Raw genomic sequence first — 20,523 nt, forward strand, 5'->3', positions numbered from 1 at the left:
GAATACATCGCATCAAGTTCATCAAAATTTTTAATTTCTTTTAAATTAATCATTCTGTTTAACTTTATATTGCTCCATTTTTCTTTAAAAACTTCATCACCACCCTGAGCATTTTCATTTGTATTTACTTTTTCCTGCTTCTTTTTAGTTAAAAAGTTAATACTAATTTCGCTGTCAATTACAGCACCACCGTTGCTTGCGTTATAACCTATCAATTCAAAACCTGAATTTTGATACCTAAAAGTATATTGCCAATAGCCATACCTACCGTGCCCATATTGAACATACAAATTTCCTTTTTTAATTTCAATAGAAAGTTCAGGCGCAAAATAAACACCACCATCTTCATTTTCTGAAGAAAAACAATCATAGTTTTTCACTGCTAGTTCATAATACTTTTTTTTGTTGAACAGAATTATGATACCTCTTCGGTTACGGTCTAACTTTCCAAGATATTTGTCTGTAACAATTTTTCTTTTATCTGTTGCCTTGATGAGAAGAACACAGTCTTCCCGACCATCTTTATTCAAGTCGCCATTTATTTTTTCAAAAACCACATAGCCTTTTGGTAAAAAATCAGCAGGATTTTGCTGCTGTTCAACTTGTCCAAACACTATTGTTGATACAATTGTTGCCAAAAACGTTAGTGATTTTTTCATGTTAACTGGTTATTATCGTAACACCTATTTACGCAATTCACCAGCCAGTTCAGGCAGATCGAATCCGGCATAATTACCAGAGCTCATCATCAATAGATTAGCATCTCTATAATTTAAACTTAACAAATAGGCTTTTAACTTTGCCGCATCATTAAAAAACTTCAGTTTTGGATTGGCAAATGCCTGCTGAACATCATCTTCAGAAAAAGGCTCCATGCGTTTTTGCTCGAAAGATTTAATATCGATGAATACAATCGCCTCATCGGCTTTATCCATTGCGCCGGTATATTCTTTCAGGAAATCTTTGTTCAAACTGCTAAAAGTATGCAATTCAATACAGGCTACTAATTTACGATTGGCAAATTGTGCTTTAACCGCATCAATCGTCGCTTTTAATTTTGATGGTGAATGTGCAAAATCTTTATAAACGTTAGTCGATTCATCAGCTGAGATGACTTCTAAACGTTTAGCTGCACCTGTAAATGAGGAAATGGCCGCATCAAATTCTTTTTCACTGATATCTAACTGTTTGCACACCAGTTTTGCTGCATTTAAATTCATCAGGTTATGATCGCCGAATATTTTTAAAGCCGTTTCTTCAGGAAGCAAATAAGTGATTCCGTTTCTAATTTCATGCGCCGGAATGGCATAAGCAATTTTTGAGATATTGGCTTTTGATTGTGTTACAATTTCATTCAGATCGGCATCTGCTTTACAATAAATTAATGTTCCGTTCTCCTCAATCGTATCAATAAACTTATCAAACTGCGAAGTATAATCGGCATAGGTTGGAAAAACATTAATGTGATCCCAAGCAATACCACTAATTACGGCAACATTGGCTTTATAAAGATGAAACTTAGGTCTTCTATCAATTGGTGAGGATAAATACTCATCCCCCTCTATAATCATCACAGGCGCTTCTTCCGTAACTTTAACCATGGTTTCGAAACCTGCCAGCTGTGCACCAACCAGATAATCGAAATCGCGTTTGTAATAATTCAGCACATGCAAAATCATACTGGTAATGGTTGTTTTACCATGACTACCGCCAATGACCACGCGTAATTTATTTTTACTTTGTTCGTAAATGTATTCGGGATAAGAATAGATTTTAACGCCTAATTCTTGTGCTTTCAGTAACTCTGGATTATCAATGCGGGCATGCATCCCTAAAATTACAGCATCCAGATCATTTGAAATGCGGTTTTCATCCCAGCCCATTTCAGCAGGCAATAAACCATATTTATCCAAACGGGATTTTGCTGGTTCGAAAATCACATCATCAGAACCCGAAATCTGATACCCTTTTTTATGTAAAGCGATGGCCAGGTTATGCATTGCACTTCCGCCAATCGCAATAAAATGTATGCGCATATTTTTTATTTTAGATTTGAGACATGAGATGTGAGAAAACTCCCTACTTCTTACGCCTTTGACAGCGGTTGTCGGTTTGCGTATGGCGTTTAAGCCTTAAACCCTAAACCTATCACCTTAAACCTTCTTTTCAAATTGAGCCGCAACCCAATCGCCATTTTGTTTATGATCAACGTATTTGATGCCGTATTTCGCACATTCAGCGGTAATCATTCCTAAATCGGGATCTAAATAAAATCCGCTAAAGAAAATTTTACCTCCTGCCTTCAATACCTCGGCATAACGGTGAATCTGGTCAAGCAGGATATTTCTATTGATGTTGGCGAAGATGACATCGTATTCTTCGTTAGGAATCACCTCTTTACTGCCACAAAGTGCCTTTAAATTATCTACCTGGTTAAGTGCAGCATTTTCTACAGTACTTTCATAACAGATATCATCATAATCGATAGCCATTAAACTTTTAGCGCCTAGTTTAGCAGCCAAAATGGCCAAAATACCGGTTCCACAGCCCATATCCAGGATATTTTTATCCTTTAAATCGGCAGCTAAAATATACTGCATCACCATTGTAGTCGTTTGATGATGTCCGGTACCGAAAGCCATTTTAGGATCAATTACAATCTCGTATGGATATGATGGCTGTGGCTCATGAAAGGTGGCTCGCACATAACACACATCATCAATAATCAGCGGACTAAAATTTTTCTCCCATTCGGCATTCCAGTTTTCGTCGGCAACATCTTCTAAGGTATACGCTGTTGTAAACTCTTCACTATAGTTCGCCAGGAGATCTTTTAATTCCTGCTCGTTAAAATTATCCTTGATGACAAAAGCCGTAAAACCACCCTCACTATCTTCGAAAGTATCGAAGCCTAAATCGGCAAGATCGCTGATAAGCAAATCCTGTTGATAGTCTTCGATACTTTTGAATGTAAATATTGCTTTAATGTATTGCATTTAGCTGTTTAATGCTTTAATAATGTCTGTAAAATCGCGTGATTTTAATGATGCACCACCAATTAGGCCACCATCAATATCGTTTTGAGAAAATAAGCTTGCAGCGTTGCTAGGGTTACAGCTCCCACCGTATAAAATAGTGGTATCATCAGCTACATTAAAACCATAGTTAGCCTGAATTTCACTGCGGATAAAAGCATGAATATCTTGTGCCTGCACTGGTGAAGCCGTTAAACCTGTACCGATAGCCCAAACTGGCTCATAAGCAATAACCAGTTTTTTGAAGTCTGCTTCAGCTAAACTAAAAATACCTTCTACCAATTGTTTTTTTAATACTTCGTAATAACTGCCGTTGTTACGCTCATCTAAAGTTTCGCCGATACAGAAAATTGGTGTTAAACCATTTGCAAGGGCAACTTTAGTTTTTTCAGCCAATAAAGCATCGCTTTCAGCAAAATACTGCCTGCGCTCTGAGTGACCTAAAATAACGTATTCTGCACCAACAGATTTTACCATTTTAGCCGAAGTTTCGCCAGTATATGCTCCACTTTCTTTATCACTAATGTTTTGAGCGCCAATTTTAACATCGTTACCACCCAATTTTGCCAAGCTGTTTAAATGAATAAACGGTGAGCAAATAATAGCCAGCTGATCGCCTTTGCGCTCATCTTTAACCATATTTACGATTTCGCTGAACAACGAAACACCTTCATTGTAATCTAAGTTCATTTTCCAGTTACCGGCAACAATCTTTTTTCTCATTTTGTGTTATTTTAATGTTAGAATGTTTTAAAGTTGGAATGTTCAAACGTTGAGACATTTCAACCTTTCAACTTATTTAAAATCGTCTATACGATTCAGTTAATTCAAATACTTTAGTAATAATATCCTTTTCTACTTCATCAAAGGTTATATTTTTCCGGGCAAATACCTTTTCTGTTGTTTCGAACATTTTATTCAGTCTATAGGTATCGAAGCCACTGGCACCTCCCCAGCTAAAATCGGGTACATGATTTGGAGGGAAGCCTGCCCCAAAAACATTAGCACCAATACCAACCACACTACCAGTATTAAACATGGTATTTATGCCCGATTTAGCATGATCGGCCATAATTAAACCACAAAACTGCAGATTGGTATTGCGCATTTTTTTGCCTTCATAATCGTAAAGTTTTACTTCGGCATAGTTGTTTTTTAAATTCGAGTTGTTTGTATCGGCTCCAATATTACACCACTCGCCCATTACCGAATTGCCCAAATACCCCTCGTGACCTTTGGCCGAATTGCCCCAAATGACCGAATTGTTAATTTCGCCTCCGGCACGGCTATTGGGGCCAATGGTAGTACCGGAATATATTTTAGCACCCATTTTTATTGATGAGTTCTCGCCAAGCGCAAAAGATCCCCTGATCAAACTCCCTTCCCATACCTCAGCATTTTTACCGATGTAGATAGGCCCGATAGTGCTGTTTAGCACACTACATTCGGCTTTAGCCCCTTCTTCAAAGAAAACATCATCACCCAGCAATTGGTTGGTACTACTGATCTTTGCTGAGCTGCGTCCTTCGGTTAACAGTTTAAAATCTTTTCTGATCTCACCTGGATTATTCCCAAAAATATGCTCCGGATAAACAATCTGTATAAAATCACTTTTATATTCAACCGGCTTTAATGATTTAACCGATGCTAAATCATGCTGATCTGAGCTATACGCAATAATCACATCTCTTTGATAAAGTACCTCACCCGCTTTAAGGCCAGTCACGGCACTAAGTAAAGCCTCATCGGGACAAACGGAGCCATTTATAAATAAATCGGCATTTGGTTTGGTCGCAAACTTTACAGAGAGGTAATCTTGAGTTTGGAAACCGAAATCGGCTTTTAAATATTTAGCCCATTTCTCTGCGATGGTTAAAATACCAATGCGTAAATCGGCCACAGGCCTGGTAAACGTAAGTGGACGTAAAGACATCCAGGAAGCATCATCAAATAGATTGATTGTCATAAGCAACAAAAATAAAAAAAGTCCCGATGCTTTTGGCAAAGGGACTTCAAAAAATGCTTTTTGTTGCTAAAATTATTTCTTAGCGTAACGGTTTTTGAATTTATCGATACGTCCTGCTGTATCAACCAATTTCATTTTACCAGTATAAAAAGGGTGAGAAGTGTGAGAAATCTCTAATTTGTAAAGAGGATACTCGTTACCATCTTCCCATTTAATTGTTTCTTTAGTATCTACGCAAGATTTTGTTAAGAAAGCATACTCGTTAGACATGTCTTTAAAAACAACTGGTCTGTAGCTTGTTGGGTGCAAATCTTTTTTCATTTGAATATTATTTTTAGTTATTTGTGTGAAAGCATCAAGAACATTCTTGCAATTTGCTGGCAACAACGCTTATGACATTTCCTATTAGTCTTTCTACCTCTATTTTAGAGGATGCAAATGTATTAAATTATTTTTTAAAAATCAAGCCATCAAAACAAAATATTCTATATGTTTTAAACAGTTTTAATTTTCAGAATGCAATTTACCACCGATTATTAGGATTGCAAATTACGAAACCTAACTATACTTCTTCCAGGTTTCTACTTTAGCCTTTTGGCGGGCAATATAGGCATCGGCAATTACTTCAGCGGAGCTTAAGCCTTCTACGGTTTCCAGCAGTTCTTTTAGTTTATACTGATCTACATCTGCCTTATATAAGATCTGGATCAGTTTAGGAAAATCGTTGTCAATTAAATAAGCAAAGGCATCAACCATGGCATTACGCAATTGATTTTCGGAAAGATTATTTTCGATATCGAAATCTTTGCTGATGATTTTGATCACAGATGGTATATCGCTCACTGAATAGATATTTTTAAATCCGTTGATTAAAACCAACGGGAACACTTAATTAAGCGCATGCTTATCTGATATACACTTCCCTACCTCACCAAGCACCGCAGCACAAAGTTAAATAAACCTGATGGAAACGATAGCTCCCGATTGAAAAGAGGGACTAAAGTGTACAGCAGGACTACAGATACTATGGAATAAGGAACCATTCTTTTTCAAAAGACCCTGAAATAAATTACCTTCGGTGAGCTCGCTAAGGCTCGGTTCAGGGTGACGCCCGAGTTAAGCCATTTCCCATCATACCTCTTCCATCCTCCCTCCTTATACCCACTTAATTTCCTGGCAGATCTCAATCAGTACGCCATTGGTATCTTTGGGATGCACGAAACACACCATTTTATCATCTGCTCCTTTTTTAGGCGACTCGCTAAGCAGCACAAATCCTTCTTGATGCAAACGTTCCATTTCTGCAAGGATGTCATCAACCAAAAAAGCGATATGGTGAATCCCCTCTCCTTTTTTTTCGATAAATTTAGCAATTGCACTATCTGGAGCCGTGGCCTGCAGCAGTTCTACCTTATTTTCGCCGGTTTTAAAGAAAGCCGTATTTACAAATTCGGATGCAACTTGCTCTGTTTTATAGCAATCGGTGTTCAATAGTTTCTGATAAATAGCTATAGAACTGTTAAGGTCTTTTACCGCGATGCCGATGTGTTCTATCTTATTCATAGATTATAAGGTTATGTGAATGTAAAAATGCGGCTTTTCTCTATAAGGTCATAGCTATTATTTATAATTGTTAAATAAGTTTTTTCGTATCTTTGTGTTATAATTAACAGAATAGAGATGAAACAGCCGATATATTTAGATAATAATGCTACAACCCCGTTAGATCCGAGGGTGTTGGAAGCAATGCTACCTTACTTTACAGAGAAATTTGGAAATGCCGCAAGTCGTAATCACGCGTTTGGCTGGGTGGCTGAAGAGGGTGTAGATTATGCCCGTGAGCAGGTAGCCAAACTAATCGGCTGTACTGAAAAAGAAATTATTTTTACATCAGGTGCTACCGAAGCCGATAACCTGGCTATTAAAGGTGTATTTGAAATGTACAAAGAAAAAGGAAACCACATTATTACTGCGGTTACTGAACATAAAGCGGTTTTAGATACTTGCAAACACCTGGAGAAAAACGGTGCACGTGTAACTTATTTAGGCGTTAAAGAAGACGGTTTAATTGATTTAGCTGAATTAGAAGCTGCCATGACTCCTGAAACGATTTTAGTTTCGATTATGTATGGCAACAACGAAATCGGTGTAATTCAACCCGTTAAAGAAATTGCAGCAATTGCGCACAAACATGGTGCTTTATTTATGACTGATGCTACACAGGCAGTTGGTAAAATCCCAGTTGATGTAAATGCTGATGGTATTGACTTAATGGCTTTCTCGGCACATAAAATGTATGGTCCGAAAGGTGTTGGGGTACTTTACGTTCGTCGTAAAAACCCAAGGGTTAAAGTTACGGCACAAATGGACGGTGGTGGCCATGAGCGTGGAATGCGTTCGGGTACGTTAAACGTTCCGGGTATTGTAGGTTTAGGTAAAGCCTGTGAACTTTGTCGTTTAGAAATGGAAAGCGAATCAGTGCGTTTATCAGCTTTACGTGATAAGTTAGAAACTACTTTGAACAAAATGGAAGAGAGTTATGTTAATGGGAATACACAACACCGTTTACCACACGTAGCCAATATCTCTTTCAAATATGTTGAAGGTGAAGGTTTAATGATGGCGATGAGTGATTTAGCGGTATCTTCAGGATCGGCTTGTACTTCAGCATCTTTAGAACCATCATATGTTTTAAAAAGCTTAGGTTTATCTGATGATTTGGCACACTCTTCTATCCGTTATGGTTTAGGAAGGTTTACGACAGAAGCAGAAATTGATCAGGCCATTGAAGTAACTCAAAAAGCGGTTAATCACTTAAGAGAACTTTCTCCACTTTGGGAAATGTTTAAAGAAGGAATCGACTTGAGTAAAATTGAGTGGGCAGAACACTAAGAAAGGTAGAGGGCTGAAAGGCTTAAGGTAGAAGGCTAATCGCCAAACGCTTTACGCAAATCGCCAAACTGAAAATTAATTAAAAAAATTGCTCCGTAAGGAGATTAAAAAAATAAAATCATGGCATATTCAGAAAAAGTAATTGACCATTACAATAACCCACGTAACGTAGGTACTTTAAATAAAGACAGCAAATTTGTAGGAACAGGACTAGTTGGTGCACCTGAGTGTGGCGACGTAATGCGTTTACAAATTGAAGTTGGAGAAGATAACGTCATCACTGATGCTAAATTTAAAACATTTGGTTGTGGTTCGGCTATTGCTTCTTCTTCTTTAGCTACAGAATGGTTAAAAGGAAAAACAATTGACGAGGCTTTATCTATCGACAACATGGATATTGTTGAAGAATTGGCTTTACCTCCAGTAAAAATTCACTGCTCAGTTTTAGCAGAAGATGCAATTAAATCGGCTATTAACGATTACCGCGTTAAAAATGGCTTAGAGGCAATTGTATTAGAAAAATCGCACCACTAGAACAGATGTGAGAAAATAGATATGAGATTTGAGATTCAGCGCTCAATTAGGTCTCAAATCTAAGCTCTCAAATCTCAAATCTTAATATTATGATTACGATAACAGATAAAGCAAAAGAAAAAATCACCCACTTAATGCAGGATTCGGAAATGGGTTCTGATTACTTTTTACGTGTTTCAGTAAAAGGTGGTGGTTGCTCGGGTTTATCATACAATTTAGATTTTGATAACGAAGAACAAAAAGGCGATCAGTTTTTTGAAGACAGAGGAATCAAAATTGCTTTGGATATGAAATCATTCCTTTATTTGGCCGGAACTGAACTCGATTTCACCGATGGCTTAAATGGAAAAGGTTTCAACTTTATAAACCCAAATGCCAGCCGTAGCTGTGGCTGTGGCGAAAGTTTTTCAGTTTAATCGAGTCGATACAACTTATAAAAAAAGGTTTCATTTATGGAACCTTTTTTGCGTTTCAAGAGGTTTGTTTTTCACAGGATACATCATCTCGACCGAAACGCTTGTAACGGAGAGATCTATCCCGATAGATTTAGCAACGCTGAGTAATTCGTAGTTCTCGACTTCGTTGCGCTCCGCTCGAAATGACGACATCGAAGTTGGTCCCATTGAAATCAATACCGCCTTAAAACTACTTAAAAGCCAATTTGTATTTTTAAACCAAAAAGCCTTATAATTGTTAATTATAATTAGCGAAACCAAATTACGAGCATGCCATTAATAAACGAGTTTTCAACTGTTCCTACCTTATTGCGGAATGTTGTTAAAAACATCCACAAACCTCAGGAAACCTTTTTAATCCATAAACAAGGTGCAGAATGGACTGAAATTTCTTATGAAGATACCTTAAAAAGAGCCGATGCTGTTTCTGCCTTCTTCCTGGAAAAAGGAATAAAAAAGGGCGATCGTTTAGGCTTAATGATTGAGAATTCTCCTGAGTACGTATATTATGATCAGGGTATTCAGCAAATTGGAGTAATTAACGTATCTATTTACCCTACGCTTTCTGAACAGGAAGTAGCCTACATTATTAACGATTCGGGTATAAAAGCCATTCTTGTTGGGAACAACTTTTTATACCGTAAAGTATTAAAGGTAGCAGCCAATTGTAAACAGTTAAAATATATTATCCCGGCTTTTAAAGATTTCGAAAAAGTTGTTATTCCTAAAGATGTACAGGTAGAAGTAATTGCTTTTTCAGATATCCTGGCGCTTAAACATCAGGTTACGGCAGCAGAAAGAGCCGAAATTGATCAATGCAGAAGTTTAGTTTTACCTGAAGATGTTTCTTCTTTAATTTATACTTCGGGAACAACAGGAACGCCAAAAGGCGTAATGCTTACCCATTACAACTTTGTTAAGAATGTGGAAGTTTGTTTACAACAGATCCCTGTGATTGATCAAACAGAAACTTTTCTTTCTTTTTTACCCTTATCGCATGTATTCGAGCGAACAGCCACTTACCATGTTTGCTGTGCCCAAGGCTGTAAAATTGCCTTCGCACAGAGTTTAGAATTATTAGCCAAAAATATGGGTGAAGTTCGTCCAACGGTAATGAGCTGTGTGCCGCGTTTATTGGAACGTATACACGATAAAGCCATAAAAGGAGGAACTGCAGGTGGAGGTACAAAAGCCAAAATATTTACCTGGGCCTTAGAAACAGGCAATAAATACCGTGTAGCAAAAGAGGCCGGCAAAAATCCGGGCTTTATTTTATCGGCTAAAAAAGGAATAGCAGAGAAACTGGTTTTCAGTAAAATTAAAGAGAAAACAGGTGGCCGTTTAAAGTTTATGATTTCGGGTGGTGCAGCATTACCTAAAAATGTTGGCGAGTTTTTCGGCGATTTAGGCATTAAAATATTAGAAGGGTTTGGACTGACAGAAACCTCACCGGTGATGTCGGTTACCGAATACCACAGACAGGTTTATGGCACGGTTGGCCGTGTGATTCCAGGTATTGAAGTGGGTATACAAGACGTAGAAAGCAAAGAAATGCTCAGCATTCAAACGCACAATACCTTTAACGAAGAATTTGAATGTGCCGAAGGTGAAGTTATTGTTCGCGGTCATTGTGTGATGAAAGGTTATTTTAATAAACCTGCCGAAACCGCCGAAGCAATAGATAAAGATATGTGGTTCCATACCGGAGATATTGGTCGTTTTTATAAAGGAAATCTACAGATTACAGATCGTTTAAAAAACATGATCGTAAATGCTTACGGCAAAAATGTTTACCCTACCCCAGTAGAAAACATTTACCTGAAAAGCCCAAAAATTGATCAGCTTTTTTTAATTGGCGATAAACGTGAATTTATTACAGCAATCATTATCCCGAACAGAGAAACCTTAGAAGAAACTTTTAAACTTAAACCATCGTTTTTCGAAGAAGCTGATCCTTTTATACGCGATCAGGAAATTATGGATTGGATGGAACAGGATATCAAAAAAATATCAAACGAACTGGCCAAATTTGAGCGCATTAAAAACTTTAAGATCAAACGTAATCCTTTCAATATAGATGAGGGAGAAATTACCCCTACCATGAAAGTTAAACGCCGTATTGTAGAAAAGAAATATGCCGAAGCCATTAACGAAATGTATGAGGAAGGCATAGAAGCCGAATCATAATTAAAAAAGGGTCATCATTACTAATCTGGTAATCATGACCCTTTATTTTTTCGTTATAACGTTTTTAAAAATCAATTACAAGTCCATTCCATTTGCGTCTGTTGTTAATATTTCGCTCATATAATCAAAGAAGGGCCGCATGTTTTTAAATTCCTGATTACAATATGTCAAGTAATCTTTACTTAAAACTTCCTGATCAGTAAATCGATGAACTAATAAAAATTGTTTATAACGCAGCAAATCGATATCCTGATGATCTCCGTCAAAACCCTTTGGAGCTGTTTTCAATTGTTCGCCTTTCAAAGCCTCGAAAGAAGAAATAAAAGTTTTATCATTTAATATGGCTCTCAGCGGTTCTGCATCAAAACTTATATTTTCCCTTATCAATTTCAAATCCTGAGGAGAAGGCCCGAAAAAGCCACCAGCCACAAAACTATTACCGGGTTCGATATGGAAATAGTAACCTCCCCTTCTTTGTTTGCCAGCCCGTTTAAAACTTCCACTCCAATGCGTTTTGTAAGGCGTTTTATCATTTGAAAAACGTGTATCCCGATAAATCCGGTATAAACTTTTCTTTCCTGAAGGTGTTTCAATTACATCATGGGTATTCATGAGGTCTAATAAACCCTGCGCAAAAGATTCTATGTAAACCAGTTCTTTCTGATAGGCGGTTTTATGCTCATTAAACCATTCGCGTTCATTGTTATTTTTCAATAAGCTTAAAAACTCAAAACTAGAAGGTGGAATTTGTGTTATATCGGGCATAGTTTTTTAAAATGGCTAATTCATCTCCAAACAAATATAACATCTGTAAAACACTAAATTCATATCACTTATTCATAAAATTGTAATGGTTTTCCTCATTTACCATGGATGGCTCAATATTTAAAAAAAAATAAAAATTTCATAAAACATTCCTGTATCGAATATTGTTAGGCTATCAAACCTTACATCATAAGTAATATTTTTTAACGCAGCAGCTAATCGTTCATTTATAAGCCAATACTGTATTACATTATGTCTCGTCGTCCCCTATGTTTAACTGCATTTTTAATGCTTCTTGGATTACTATTTTCAAAAAAAGCACATTCCGCAGATGATTTCCCTTATGGATGCAAGGTTTTTTACTCAGGTGCTGAAAGGGTTTTTACAGACTATTCTTCCACCGATGGAACGCAATCCAGGCATTATAGCACGTTAACCAATTATATTATTGGAGGCAACTCTTGCGAAGTCACCATATCTGCCAGCACTCCTTATCCGGGCGGATGTACTGTAGATGGGGTAACCACCGGACAAAATGTGACCATTACGGCTGTTGTAGACTGCCCCATAGATCATAACCTCTTCATCCTTTTTATAGCCAGTGTGATTTTGGGGACTTATATCATCAGGCAAAATACAAGAAGTTTTCTTTGGCCAAGTAAGTTTATTTGACTGTTGAATAGCTAATTCTTTACAATTTAGGATTGTTATTGATTATTAGTGTCTGATATATTTAATAGCTTTATGTATCATTTGCCTGAAAACGATGAAACACGATTTATTTTTTGAGCAGGTTTGGGATTTAACCAGAGAAATACCCAAAGGTAGGGTCACTTCATATGGTGCAATTGCAAAAGCTATTGGTGCGCCTAACCTATCGAGAATGGTGGCCAGAGCCATAGGCGCTTGTGGTGCAGCACAAACTCCGGTGCCTTATTATAGGGTAATCAGTAGCAATGGCTTGCTCAGCGGTGATCCATCATCAACAGCTAAAAGACAGGAACTTCTCGAAAATGAAGGCGTTCAAATTAAAAACCTGAAAGTTCAAAACCTTAAAAAGGTATTCTGGGACCCTTTAGTTGATATGGAATAAGTATTACGGTTAAAGTTTGATAATCCATCTTTTTATTTCATGGGATTTTAACAGCCTAAAATGCGATGTTATATCGAATAAAGCATTTAGTAATTACAATAGCTTTCTTATCTTTGCAACCATCGGTTTTATATGGATAGCTAATTGGTACTGAAAATTGAATTTTTTCCAATATTAATTCAAAATTTAATCAGCTAATTATTTCTTTTTCATTAAAGCACCAAAATTTAACAATAACAAAAAATGCAAAAGCATTACTTTTGCAAAAAATACCTGAAATGAGTATAGGATTATCAGAACAAGAAGTATTACGACGTGAGTCGCTAAAACAATTACGTGCGTTAGGCATTGAGCCTTATCCTGCAGAAGCATATGAAGTAAATGCATATGCTGCAGATATATTAGCTAATTATGAAGTAGATAAGACAGCATACAAGACGGTAGTATTAGCAGGTAGAATTATGAGCCGTAATATTATGGGTGCGGCCTCTTTTACGGAGTTACAGGATTCTACCGGCAGAATTCAGATCTACTTAAAACGCGATGAACTTTGTCCTGGTGATGATAAAACCTTATACAATACCGTATTTAAAAAACTTTTAGATATCGGCGATTTCATCGGGGTTAAAGGATACGTATTCACGACACAAACAGGAGAAATTTCTGTGCATGTTACCGAATTTAAGGTGCTTTCTAAATCACTACGTCCTTTACCAATCGTTAAACGCGATGATGAAGGTAATGTTTACGATGGATTTACCAATCCGGAATTACGTTACCGCATGCGTTACGTTGATTTAACAGTAAACCCTGATTTTAAACAGATCTTCATCAAACGCAGCAAGGTGATTAACACCATGCGCAACTATTTTGACAACCAGGGTTGGATGGAAGTGGAAACCCCTATCCTGCAGCCTATCCATGGTGGTGCTGCCGCGCGTCCTTTTGCCACACACCACAATACTTTAGATATGCCGCTTTATTTGCGTATTGCAAACGAGCTATATTTAAAAAGATTAATCGTTGCCGGTTTTGATGGTGTATATGAATTCGGTAAAATGTTCCGTAATGAAGGAATGGACCGTACGCATAACCCTGAATTTACTTCAATGGAAATTTACGTGGCCTACAAAGATTATATCTGGATGATGGCTATGGTTGAAGAATGTTTAGAAAAAGTAGCGATTGCCACAACGGGTGCAAGTGTAGTTAAAGTGGGTGCTAACGAAATTAATTTTGAAGGACCGTATGAAAAACTAACCATGTACGAGTCTATTCAAAAATATACAGGAATTGATGTTTCGGCGATGACTGAAGAAGAAATTGCCCAAACCTGTAAAGATTTAGGTATCGAAATAGATGATACAATGGGCCGTGGAAAATTAATTGATGAAATTTTCGGGGCTAAAGTTGAAGCGAATTTAATCCAGCCAACCTACATTACCGACTACCCTATCGAAATGACGCCATTGGCTAAAAAGCACCGTACTGCTGAAGGCCTGGTAGAACGTTTTGAGTTATTTGTTAACGGTAAAGAGATTGCGAATGCTTATTCAGAATTAAACGATCCTATCGATCAAAAAGAGCGTTTAGAAGATCAGTTAAAATTAGCTGCCCGCGGAGATGACGAGGCGATGGCGATGGATGATGATTTTGTTCGTGCGCTGGAATATGGCATGCCGCCAACTTCAGGCTTAGGCATAGGTATTGACCGCTTGGTGATGTTAATGACCAACCAAAGCACCATTCAGGAAGTTTTATTTTTCCCGCAGATGCGTCCGGAGAAAAAGAAAATAGAAATGACACCAGAAGAAACAGCATTATATGCACTGGTTTCGGAAGGCGAACAAGCTTTGTTAACCGAAGTAAAAGGCAAACTGGCCGATTGGAGTAACAAAAAATGGGATACAACCTTAAAAGCTTTAACCGCAAAAGGAATCCTGAAAGTTGCCAAAACGGATGATGGTTTATTCCTATCGCATAAATAGTCGAATCGGAGCCCCAAAAAGGGAATTACGGATTTGATTTTAACAAAAACATAACATAAACTTAAAAGGCTTGCTAACAATTGTTTAGCAAGCCTTTTCTATATTTACAGCAATCGATAATTAAAAATCATTGCGATATGAATACGTCAAGTTTAGAAATCAACGAGAGAGAATACTGCATTAAATTAAGCAAAGATGCTTTTGATTTAACGCTGGTACGCCAATTAATTAAAAGAATCCAAGCCGAAGCTTTATTTTTCTCAAGAGTACAAGCCGAAGAAGAAGATATCTTAAGCAAAAGAGCCCAAAGAGAAGAATTAGAAGGATTCGATTATTTAGGAGATAAATAGTCTCTTTTCAGTTGGCAATTTCCAGTTAGCAGTTAATTTAACGGTTAACCGGCTAACCGCTTTAGACAATTAACCAGTTAAGCAATTTATACAGTTACCCTGATTAATCTACCTCCAAAGTTCCCTCTACAGAATCATCCATTGTTTTTCCTGTAATTACCGACGCTGCCATTTTTAAGAATGCTACTGCAGTGCCGTGTTTGGTATCCCAGTAATATCCCTCCGAAGGGATAACCTTAATCAAGGTAATATCCGGATCGTCTTTCCCGCCCTGAAACCAGGTTTTAATAAACGGACTCCAAAGTTCATCAATTTTGGCCTGATCCCTGCTGATTTCCGAAATGCCATAAATATTTACAAAACCCGAATGTGCTCCAGCCTGGAACAATAAATGTGTAAAAGGATCAGTAGAAATCTCTTCATTTTTATGACTGTCTTTCATACTCATAAACCAGATATTCCCTTCATCATCAACCTGTTGAATAGCCATTGGTCTTACCGATAAAGGTATGCCTGTTTTAATATTGGTACAGAAAAAACAGCTTTCAGCCTTTTCAGCTAAAGTTCTCAGCTTTTCGATGGCTGCTTTACCGTCCAAATCTTTAATATTATTTTCTTCCTGAGTATTATTGGTACTCCCTTCTTGTGATGTTGCCATAGGATTAAGATTTTATATTAACTACAATGGAAAGTAGAATTTGGTTTTGAGTTTTTGCGGAAAGCGGACGGCGGAGAGCGGAAAGCGAAAGGCGCTCAGCGATGAGTGTTTAGCACAGCCACATAGAATAGATTTATTGATCTGTAGTTATGGATTTTTTAATGAAAGGCAATATCTTTAATCAATGAATATCAAAAAACCGCAACCATTTAAAGCTGAAATTAAAATTATAGGCATTAATCCTTTTGTATTTGTACCGGAAGAAGTATTAAACTATGTTTTTCATCAGGCCGGGAAAGACAAAGGTCAGCTGCCGGTTACCATGAAAATTGATGGGCATGAGTTTAAGCAAACCCTGGTAAAGTACGCCGGCGACTGGCGTTTGTACCTGAATACGCCAATGCGAAAAGCAGCAGACAAAGATGTTGGAGATAGCGCAATCTTCGAAATAGCATTTGATACTGAAGTGCGTTCAATAACCATGCACCCGAAACTGGAAGAAGCTCTGGCGGAAAGTAAAGCGGCTAAAGCGATATTTGATGGCCTTGCACCCTATTTGCAAAAAGAAATTATACGTTACATCGCCAACCTTAAAACGGAAGAATCAGTAGAGAAAAATGTTAAAAAGGCAATCGGTTTTCTGTTGGGTGAAGAAAGATTTATCGGAAGGGACCCTTTGTAAGAGAATTCGTCATGGAGGTACGACAGCCTGCTCCGACTTTTCAGGAAAGCAATCTTATAACAATCGCTAACCCATAGTAGTAAGATTGCTTCCTCGCCTGAAAAAGCCTCATCGCAATGACGAATTTTATTGTTCAGAATGATTTATATTTTGAACACCAAGCTTTTTATGCACAGCCTCTTCATTATAAACCTGATAGTAGCGAACACGATCCCGTTCTTCGTCGGGAGGCGTAAAGCGGATAGCAGGACTGCCGCTCCCGAAGAAATACAACCCTTCCGTTTTCAAATCAAAAAAGACCACACAAAACTAAATAAAACAAAAAAGCCATCTCAAATCTGAAATGGCTCTATACACGATGTAATCGATTATTATCTGTAACGAACTTGCTGTTGCTTATCCATCATGCCCATCTGATCTTTCATTTGTTTAATCTGATCGGCCAGTAATTTATTTTTATCTGCTTTTTTCGCTTCAGCAAGATACATGGTTGCTTCGCGTTTGTTACGTTTAGCCATTGCAATACCTGCTAAACTTAATTTTGCCAAAGCAATGTTATGATCCATCTGCATACCTAATGCAAGCGATTTTTTGAAATATTTCTCACTCTGCATCGGCGCTGTTCTGCTTTCAATTAACCCGATTAATAAGTTATAATAACCATGTTGAACTTTAATCAACTGCGTTTCGTAATTCGTAATACGGTCTAAAAACATTTTTGCTTTAGGCATGTTATCTTTTCTAAGGAACCATTGTGCTAAAAGCATGTTTTCATTAAAGAAATAAGTTACCAGTACAATTATCCCCAGTAAAATGGCAACAATGCCCCATGGCCAGAAACCGAAAATAAACAAAGCTACTGCGCCACCCAGTAAAGCAAACCCCGCAATTAATCTGATAATATTTGGCATAAATTTTATTCTAATTATTTTTTTTTGCAAATATCGTGTTTAAATGGCAGAAATTAGATTTTAAAACAATAATTTCATTAAAAATTTAAAAGCTCAAAAAAACCATCTCGTAAATATGAAAATCCTCTTATCTATAACCCTAATCGTACTTGCAATGAATGTTTCTGCACAAGATGTTAATAAAAAAATACACGATCAAGTCCACAACAAAGACATATTAATTAATACTTGTACACGTGAGGGCATTACAACCTTTCCTGAGTTCAAAGAAATGTACGATCCACTTTACGCAGCATATGTACCGGATGCAGCTACCCTGATTGAACTGAAAAAACTGGTTAAAAACGAAAAAATCAAAATTGTTTTAGGCACCTGGTGTGGCGACAGTAAAGCAAACGTTCCAAACTTTTTTAAAATTTTAGACGCCTTACACTTTAAAGAGAAAAACGTAGAAATTATTGCGGTTGACGGAAATAAAAAAGCTGAAAACGGTATTATAGATGGTCTGGATATTGTTAGGGTACCAACTTTTATTGTTTTGGATAAAAAAGGAAAAGAACTGGGGAGAATTATAGAGGGTGCGAAAACAACCCTTGAAGGTGATTTGTTAGCTATTTACAAGAAAAAATCTTAAACTTTTTGAGATAATTTTGGTTCATAGTTTAATGGTCCATAGTTGATAGCCTAGGAGTTCAGAACCTGAGGGCTTAATACTTACGGGATCATCGTTTAATGGTTGATGAATAATAGCCTATCACCTGACTGACACCAACCATTGCCCATAAATTATTAAACCATCAACCATATTACATCACACATCTTACATCAAAAAACATGTCTGCAGCATTAGAACCAGGTTGGTTAGCCGTTTTAGAAGAAGAATTTGAAAAAGACTACATGAAAAGCATTAAGTCTTTTTTACAGGAGGAAAAAAACAATGGTGCAATGGTTTATCCAAAAGGCACTGATATTTTCAATGCATTAAACACCACACCATTTGACAAGGTAAAGGTTGTCATTTTAGGTCAGGATCCCTATCATGGTGTTGGCCAGGCACACGGCCTATCCTTTTCAGTGCAACGCGGTGTTGCGGTTCCGCCATCACTAAAAAACATTTATAAGGAGCTGGAAACGGATATTGAAGGTTTTAAAACACCAAACCACGGGCATTTAACACACTGGGCAGAGCAAGGCGTATTATTGTTAAACGCTACTTTAACCGTTCGTGCTTCAGAAGCAGGCTCGCATCAAAACCGCGGCTGGGAAATTTTTACTGATGAAATTATTAAGGCTTTATCTCAAAAACGCGAACATATCGTATTTCTGTTATGGGGTAAATATGCACAGCAAAAAGCGGCTTTAATCGATCAGAAAAAACATTATGTGCTTACCGCTGCCCATCCATCGCCTTTTTCGGCTTACAATGGTTTCTTCGGATCGAAACATTTTTCCAAAGCAAATCAGCTTTTAGTACAGAACAATTTAACACCTATCGACTGGAACTTACCGGCCTGATGAACACTTATTTTATCAGCGGTTTAGGTGCCGATAAAAGAATTTTTTCTAAGCTAAAGCTGGATGAAAAGATCAATATCATTCATGTAAATTGGATAACCCCAAATAAAGACGAATCATTAGCTTCATATGCTCAACGACTAAGTAGCGTTATAGACTTAAGCCAGCCTTTTGCCTTGGTAGGTGTTTCTTTTGGTGGGATGATTGCAGTAGAAATTGCTAAAATATTAAAGCCCGTAACAACAATAATAATATCGAGCACCATGTTAGCAGCCCAGTTGCCAACACTTTATCGTTTTGCAGGCCAGTTAGGCTTATTGAAGCTTATCCCTGCAAAACTCTTAAAATCTTCAAATAAACTTACTCAGCATTACTACTTCGGTACGCGATCGAGCAATGAGAAAACTTTGCTAAGCAAAATTATAAAAGACACTGATCCTCATTTTTTGAAATGGGCCATCGGGAGTATTTTAAGCTGGAGGAATACAATTAAACCAAATGGAATTTACCATATTCACGGCACCAACGATAAAATTTTATATGCTAAAACAGCACAACCAGATTTTATCATCGAAAATGGTACCCATTTTATGGTTTATCAAAATGCTGAGGAAATTTCAGGAATTATTAATAGCGTAATATTGAATATCGTATCGTCATGCTGAATTCATTTCAGCATCTTTCTTGATATAAAGACCCTGAAATAAATTCAGGGTGACGGATTTATATAAAAAAATCGTCATTTCGAGCGAAGTGCAACGCAGTCGAGAACCACGTAGTGCTCAGCGAAGCTAAATCTATTTAGATCTTTCTACAAAAAGTTCAAGACTACGCTACAGTCAAGATGACGACCGTTCTAATTAGCTCCAGGCAAAAAACATTTTAATCAAAAATCGGAATCGCGAAATCGATTGTGTTTAAAGTCTCTTTCAAGGATTTGGGTTTAATACTCCAAAGGCACAATCGGTTCTTTCTTTGTGGTCGACATGATCATCATCGTTTGGAAAGTTTTAACCACAGAAATCTTACTGATTTTATCCATAATTAAACGTTCGTACGCTTTAATGTCTTTTACATAAACCTTTAGCAAAAAATCGGCCTGACCAGTAACATGGTGACACTCTGTGATTTCTTTAATTTGATTTACTTCATCCAAAAAGATCTGGATGGTATTATTTTTATGAAAATCGAGTTGAATCTGAATAAAGGTTTTGATACCTAAACCTAGTTTTTCTTCATCTACCAATGCATGATAACTTTTAATATATCCTGCCATTTCAAGCTTGCGCACACGTTCTAAAGTTGGTGCCGGTGATAAACCAATTTCCTGCGATAAAAGCAAGTTGGTAATTCTTCCGTTTTCTTGAAGAATTCTTAAAATTTTAAAGTCAATTTTATCTAATTCAGATGCCATATGGTGTTAAAGGTATTTGAGAATACAAACATAACCAAATTATATTCTAAATTTTAACATAATTTATCATATATATTT

General features: G+C 37.1%; 24 protein-coding genes. 12 read left to right on the top strand and 12 right to left on the bottom strand.

The features are described 5' to 3' along the window. The 8 genes from AC07YT_RS24380 to mce form a co-directional block, all read right to left on the bottom strand. On the bottom strand, positions 1-659 hold a 659-nt coding region (locus AC07YT_RS24380; RefSeq protein ID WP_494945569.1), incomplete at its 3' end, for a PH domain-containing protein. A gap of 24 nt (positions 660-683) precedes the next feature. Then, positions 684-2,036 carry a UDP-N-acetylmuramate--L-alanine ligase gene (locus tag AC07YT_RS24385; RefSeq protein ID WP_086546676.1) on the bottom strand — a complete coding sequence of 451 codons (1,353 nt, stop codon included), beginning with the start codon at positions 2,034-2,036 and terminating at the stop codon, positions 684-686. A 117-nt stretch (positions 2,037-2,153) separates the two neighbouring features. Continuing rightward, the gene (gene prmA, locus AC07YT_RS24390; RefSeq protein WP_086546677.1) at positions 2,154-2,996 is read right to left on the bottom strand and encodes a 50S ribosomal protein L11 methyltransferase; all 843 of its coding nucleotides are present in this window, start codon (positions 2,994-2,996) and stop codon (positions 2,154-2,156) included. Further along, positions 2,997-3,758: a triose-phosphate isomerase gene (tpiA, locus tag AC07YT_RS24395; protein WP_086546678.1), complete on the bottom strand. Its 762-nt coding sequence runs from the start codon at positions 3,756-3,758 to the stop codon at positions 2,997-2,999. It lies immediately after the preceding gene. A 76-nt stretch (positions 3,759-3,834) separates the two neighbouring features. After that, entirely contained in the window at positions 3,835-5,001 is a 1,167-nt protein-coding gene (locus AC07YT_RS24400) for a GlmU family protein (protein ID WP_086546679.1), read from the bottom strand. 72 nt (positions 5,002-5,073) lie between these two features. After that, on the bottom strand, positions 5,074-5,322 hold the full coding sequence (locus tag AC07YT_RS24405; RefSeq protein WP_025142617.1) for a type B 50S ribosomal protein L31: 249 nt from the start codon (positions 5,320-5,322) through the stop codon (positions 5,074-5,076). 237 nt (positions 5,323-5,559) lie between these two features. Beyond that, entirely contained in the window at positions 5,560-5,844 is a 285-nt protein-coding gene (locus tag AC07YT_RS24410) for a hypothetical protein (protein ID WP_086549347.1), read from the bottom strand. Positions 5,845-6,156: 312 nt separating this feature from the next. Continuing rightward, the gene (gene mce, locus AC07YT_RS24415) at positions 6,157-6,564 is read right to left on the bottom strand and encodes a methylmalonyl-CoA epimerase (RefSeq protein WP_086546680.1); all 408 of its coding nucleotides are present in this window, start codon (positions 6,562-6,564) and stop codon (positions 6,157-6,159) included. A gap of 117 nt (positions 6,565-6,681) precedes the next feature. On the opposite strand from mce, the gene AC07YT_RS24420 reads away from it, so the two are divergent. The 4 genes from AC07YT_RS24420 (at position 6,682) to AC07YT_RS24435 (ending at position 11,069) form a co-directional block, all read left to right on the top strand. Beyond that, a complete protein-coding gene (locus AC07YT_RS24420) occupies positions 6,682-7,893 on the top strand; it encodes an IscS subfamily cysteine desulfurase (RefSeq protein WP_086546681.1) in 1,212 nt (403 codons plus the stop codon). A gap of 120 nt (positions 7,894-8,013) precedes the next feature. Then, on the top strand, positions 8,014-8,427 hold the full coding sequence (gene iscU, locus AC07YT_RS24425) for a Fe-S cluster assembly scaffold IscU (protein WP_025142622.1): 414 nt from the start codon (positions 8,014-8,016) through the stop codon (positions 8,425-8,427). Positions 8,428-8,516: 89 nt separating this feature from the next. After that, positions 8,517-8,843, top strand: coding sequence for a HesB/IscA family protein (locus AC07YT_RS24430; RefSeq protein ID WP_025142623.1), 327 nt, complete (start codon positions 8,517-8,519; stop codon positions 8,841-8,843). 309 nt (positions 8,844-9,152) lie between these two features. Next, the gene (locus AC07YT_RS24435; RefSeq protein WP_086546682.1) at positions 9,153-11,069 is read left to right on the top strand and encodes an AMP-dependent synthetase/ligase; all 1,917 of its coding nucleotides are present in this window, start codon (positions 9,153-9,155) and stop codon (positions 11,067-11,069) included. A gap of 75 nt (positions 11,070-11,144) precedes the next feature. On the opposite strand, the gene AC07YT_RS24440 is transcribed toward AC07YT_RS24435, so the two are convergent. Next, positions 11,145-11,834 carry a DUF2461 domain-containing protein gene (locus AC07YT_RS24440; RefSeq protein ID WP_086546683.1) on the bottom strand — a complete coding sequence of 230 codons (690 nt, stop codon included), beginning with the start codon at positions 11,832-11,834 and terminating at the stop codon, positions 11,145-11,147. Positions 11,835-12,122: 288 nt separating this feature from the next. Between AC07YT_RS24440 and AC07YT_RS24445 the strand changes: the two genes are divergently transcribed. The 4 genes from AC07YT_RS24445 to AC07YT_RS24460 all read left to right on the top strand — a co-directional run bounded on the left by AC07YT_RS24445 (position 12,123) and on the right by AC07YT_RS24460 (position 15,265). Continuing rightward, positions 12,123-12,506 (top strand): hypothetical protein, encoded by a 384-nt coding sequence (locus AC07YT_RS24445; RefSeq protein ID WP_086546684.1) that lies wholly within the window; start codon positions 12,123-12,125, stop codon positions 12,504-12,506. Between the two features lie 94 nt (positions 12,507-12,600). Beyond that, the gene (locus AC07YT_RS24450) at positions 12,601-12,927 is read left to right on the top strand and encodes an MGMT family protein (RefSeq protein ID WP_086546685.1); all 327 of its coding nucleotides are present in this window, start codon (positions 12,601-12,603) and stop codon (positions 12,925-12,927) included. A gap of 278 nt (positions 12,928-13,205) precedes the next feature. Next, positions 13,206-14,915 carry a lysine--tRNA ligase gene (gene lysS / locus AC07YT_RS24455; protein WP_086546686.1) on the top strand — a complete coding sequence of 570 codons (1,710 nt, stop codon included), beginning with the start codon at positions 13,206-13,208 and terminating at the stop codon, positions 14,913-14,915. Between the two features lie 137 nt (positions 14,916-15,052). Continuing rightward, positions 15,053-15,265, top strand: a complete 213-nt coding sequence (locus AC07YT_RS24460) for a hypothetical protein (RefSeq protein WP_057934006.1) — start codon at positions 15,053-15,055, stop codon at positions 15,263-15,265. Between the two features lie 103 nt (positions 15,266-15,368). Here the strand turns inward: AC07YT_RS24460 and AC07YT_RS24465 are convergent, their stop codons facing one another. Further along, the gene (locus AC07YT_RS24465; RefSeq protein ID WP_086546687.1) at positions 15,369-15,923 is read right to left on the bottom strand and encodes a pyridoxamine 5'-phosphate oxidase family protein; all 555 of its coding nucleotides are present in this window, start codon (positions 15,921-15,923) and stop codon (positions 15,369-15,371) included. 184 nt (positions 15,924-16,107) lie between these two features. On the opposite strand from AC07YT_RS24465, the gene AC07YT_RS24470 reads away from it, so the two are divergent. After that, complete coding sequence (locus AC07YT_RS24470) at positions 16,108-16,605, top strand: YdeI/OmpD-associated family protein (RefSeq protein ID WP_086546688.1); 498 nt, start codon at positions 16,108-16,110, stop codon at positions 16,603-16,605. Positions 16,606-16,976: 371 nt separating this feature from the next. Here the strand turns inward: AC07YT_RS24470 and AC07YT_RS24475 are convergent, their stop codons facing one another. Next, positions 16,977-17,516: a DUF2892 domain-containing protein gene (locus tag AC07YT_RS24475; RefSeq protein WP_029280631.1), complete on the bottom strand. Its 540-nt coding sequence runs from the start codon at positions 17,514-17,516 to the stop codon at positions 16,977-16,979. A 115-nt stretch (positions 17,517-17,631) separates the two neighbouring features. On the opposite strand from AC07YT_RS24475, the gene AC07YT_RS24480 reads away from it, so the two are divergent. The 3 genes from AC07YT_RS24480 to AC07YT_RS24490 all read left to right on the top strand — a co-directional run bounded on the left by AC07YT_RS24480 (position 17,632) and on the right by AC07YT_RS24490 (position 19,696). After that, a complete protein-coding gene (locus AC07YT_RS24480) occupies positions 17,632-18,150 on the top strand; it encodes a thioredoxin family protein (RefSeq protein WP_086546690.1) in 519 nt (172 codons plus the stop codon). 200 nt (positions 18,151-18,350) lie between these two features. Next, positions 18,351-19,031: a uracil-DNA glycosylase gene (gene ung / locus AC07YT_RS24485; RefSeq protein ID WP_086546691.1), complete on the top strand. Its 681-nt coding sequence runs from the start codon at positions 18,351-18,353 to the stop codon at positions 19,029-19,031. Then, on the top strand, positions 19,031-19,696 hold the full coding sequence (locus AC07YT_RS24490) for an alpha/beta hydrolase (RefSeq protein WP_086546692.1): 666 nt from the start codon (positions 19,031-19,033) through the stop codon (positions 19,694-19,696). The genes ung and AC07YT_RS24490 overlap by 1 nt, the downstream gene beginning before the upstream one ends. A gap of 278 nt (positions 19,697-19,974) precedes the next feature. On the opposite strand, the gene AC07YT_RS24495 is transcribed toward AC07YT_RS24490, so the two are convergent. Then, positions 19,975-20,445, bottom strand: coding sequence for an Lrp/AsnC family transcriptional regulator (locus AC07YT_RS24495; protein ID WP_025142637.1), 471 nt, complete (start codon positions 20,443-20,445; stop codon positions 19,975-19,977). Positions 20,446-20,523: the final 78 nt, after the last annotated feature.

Source organism: Pedobacter sp. GW460-11-11-14-TSB4, assembly GCF_059423705.1.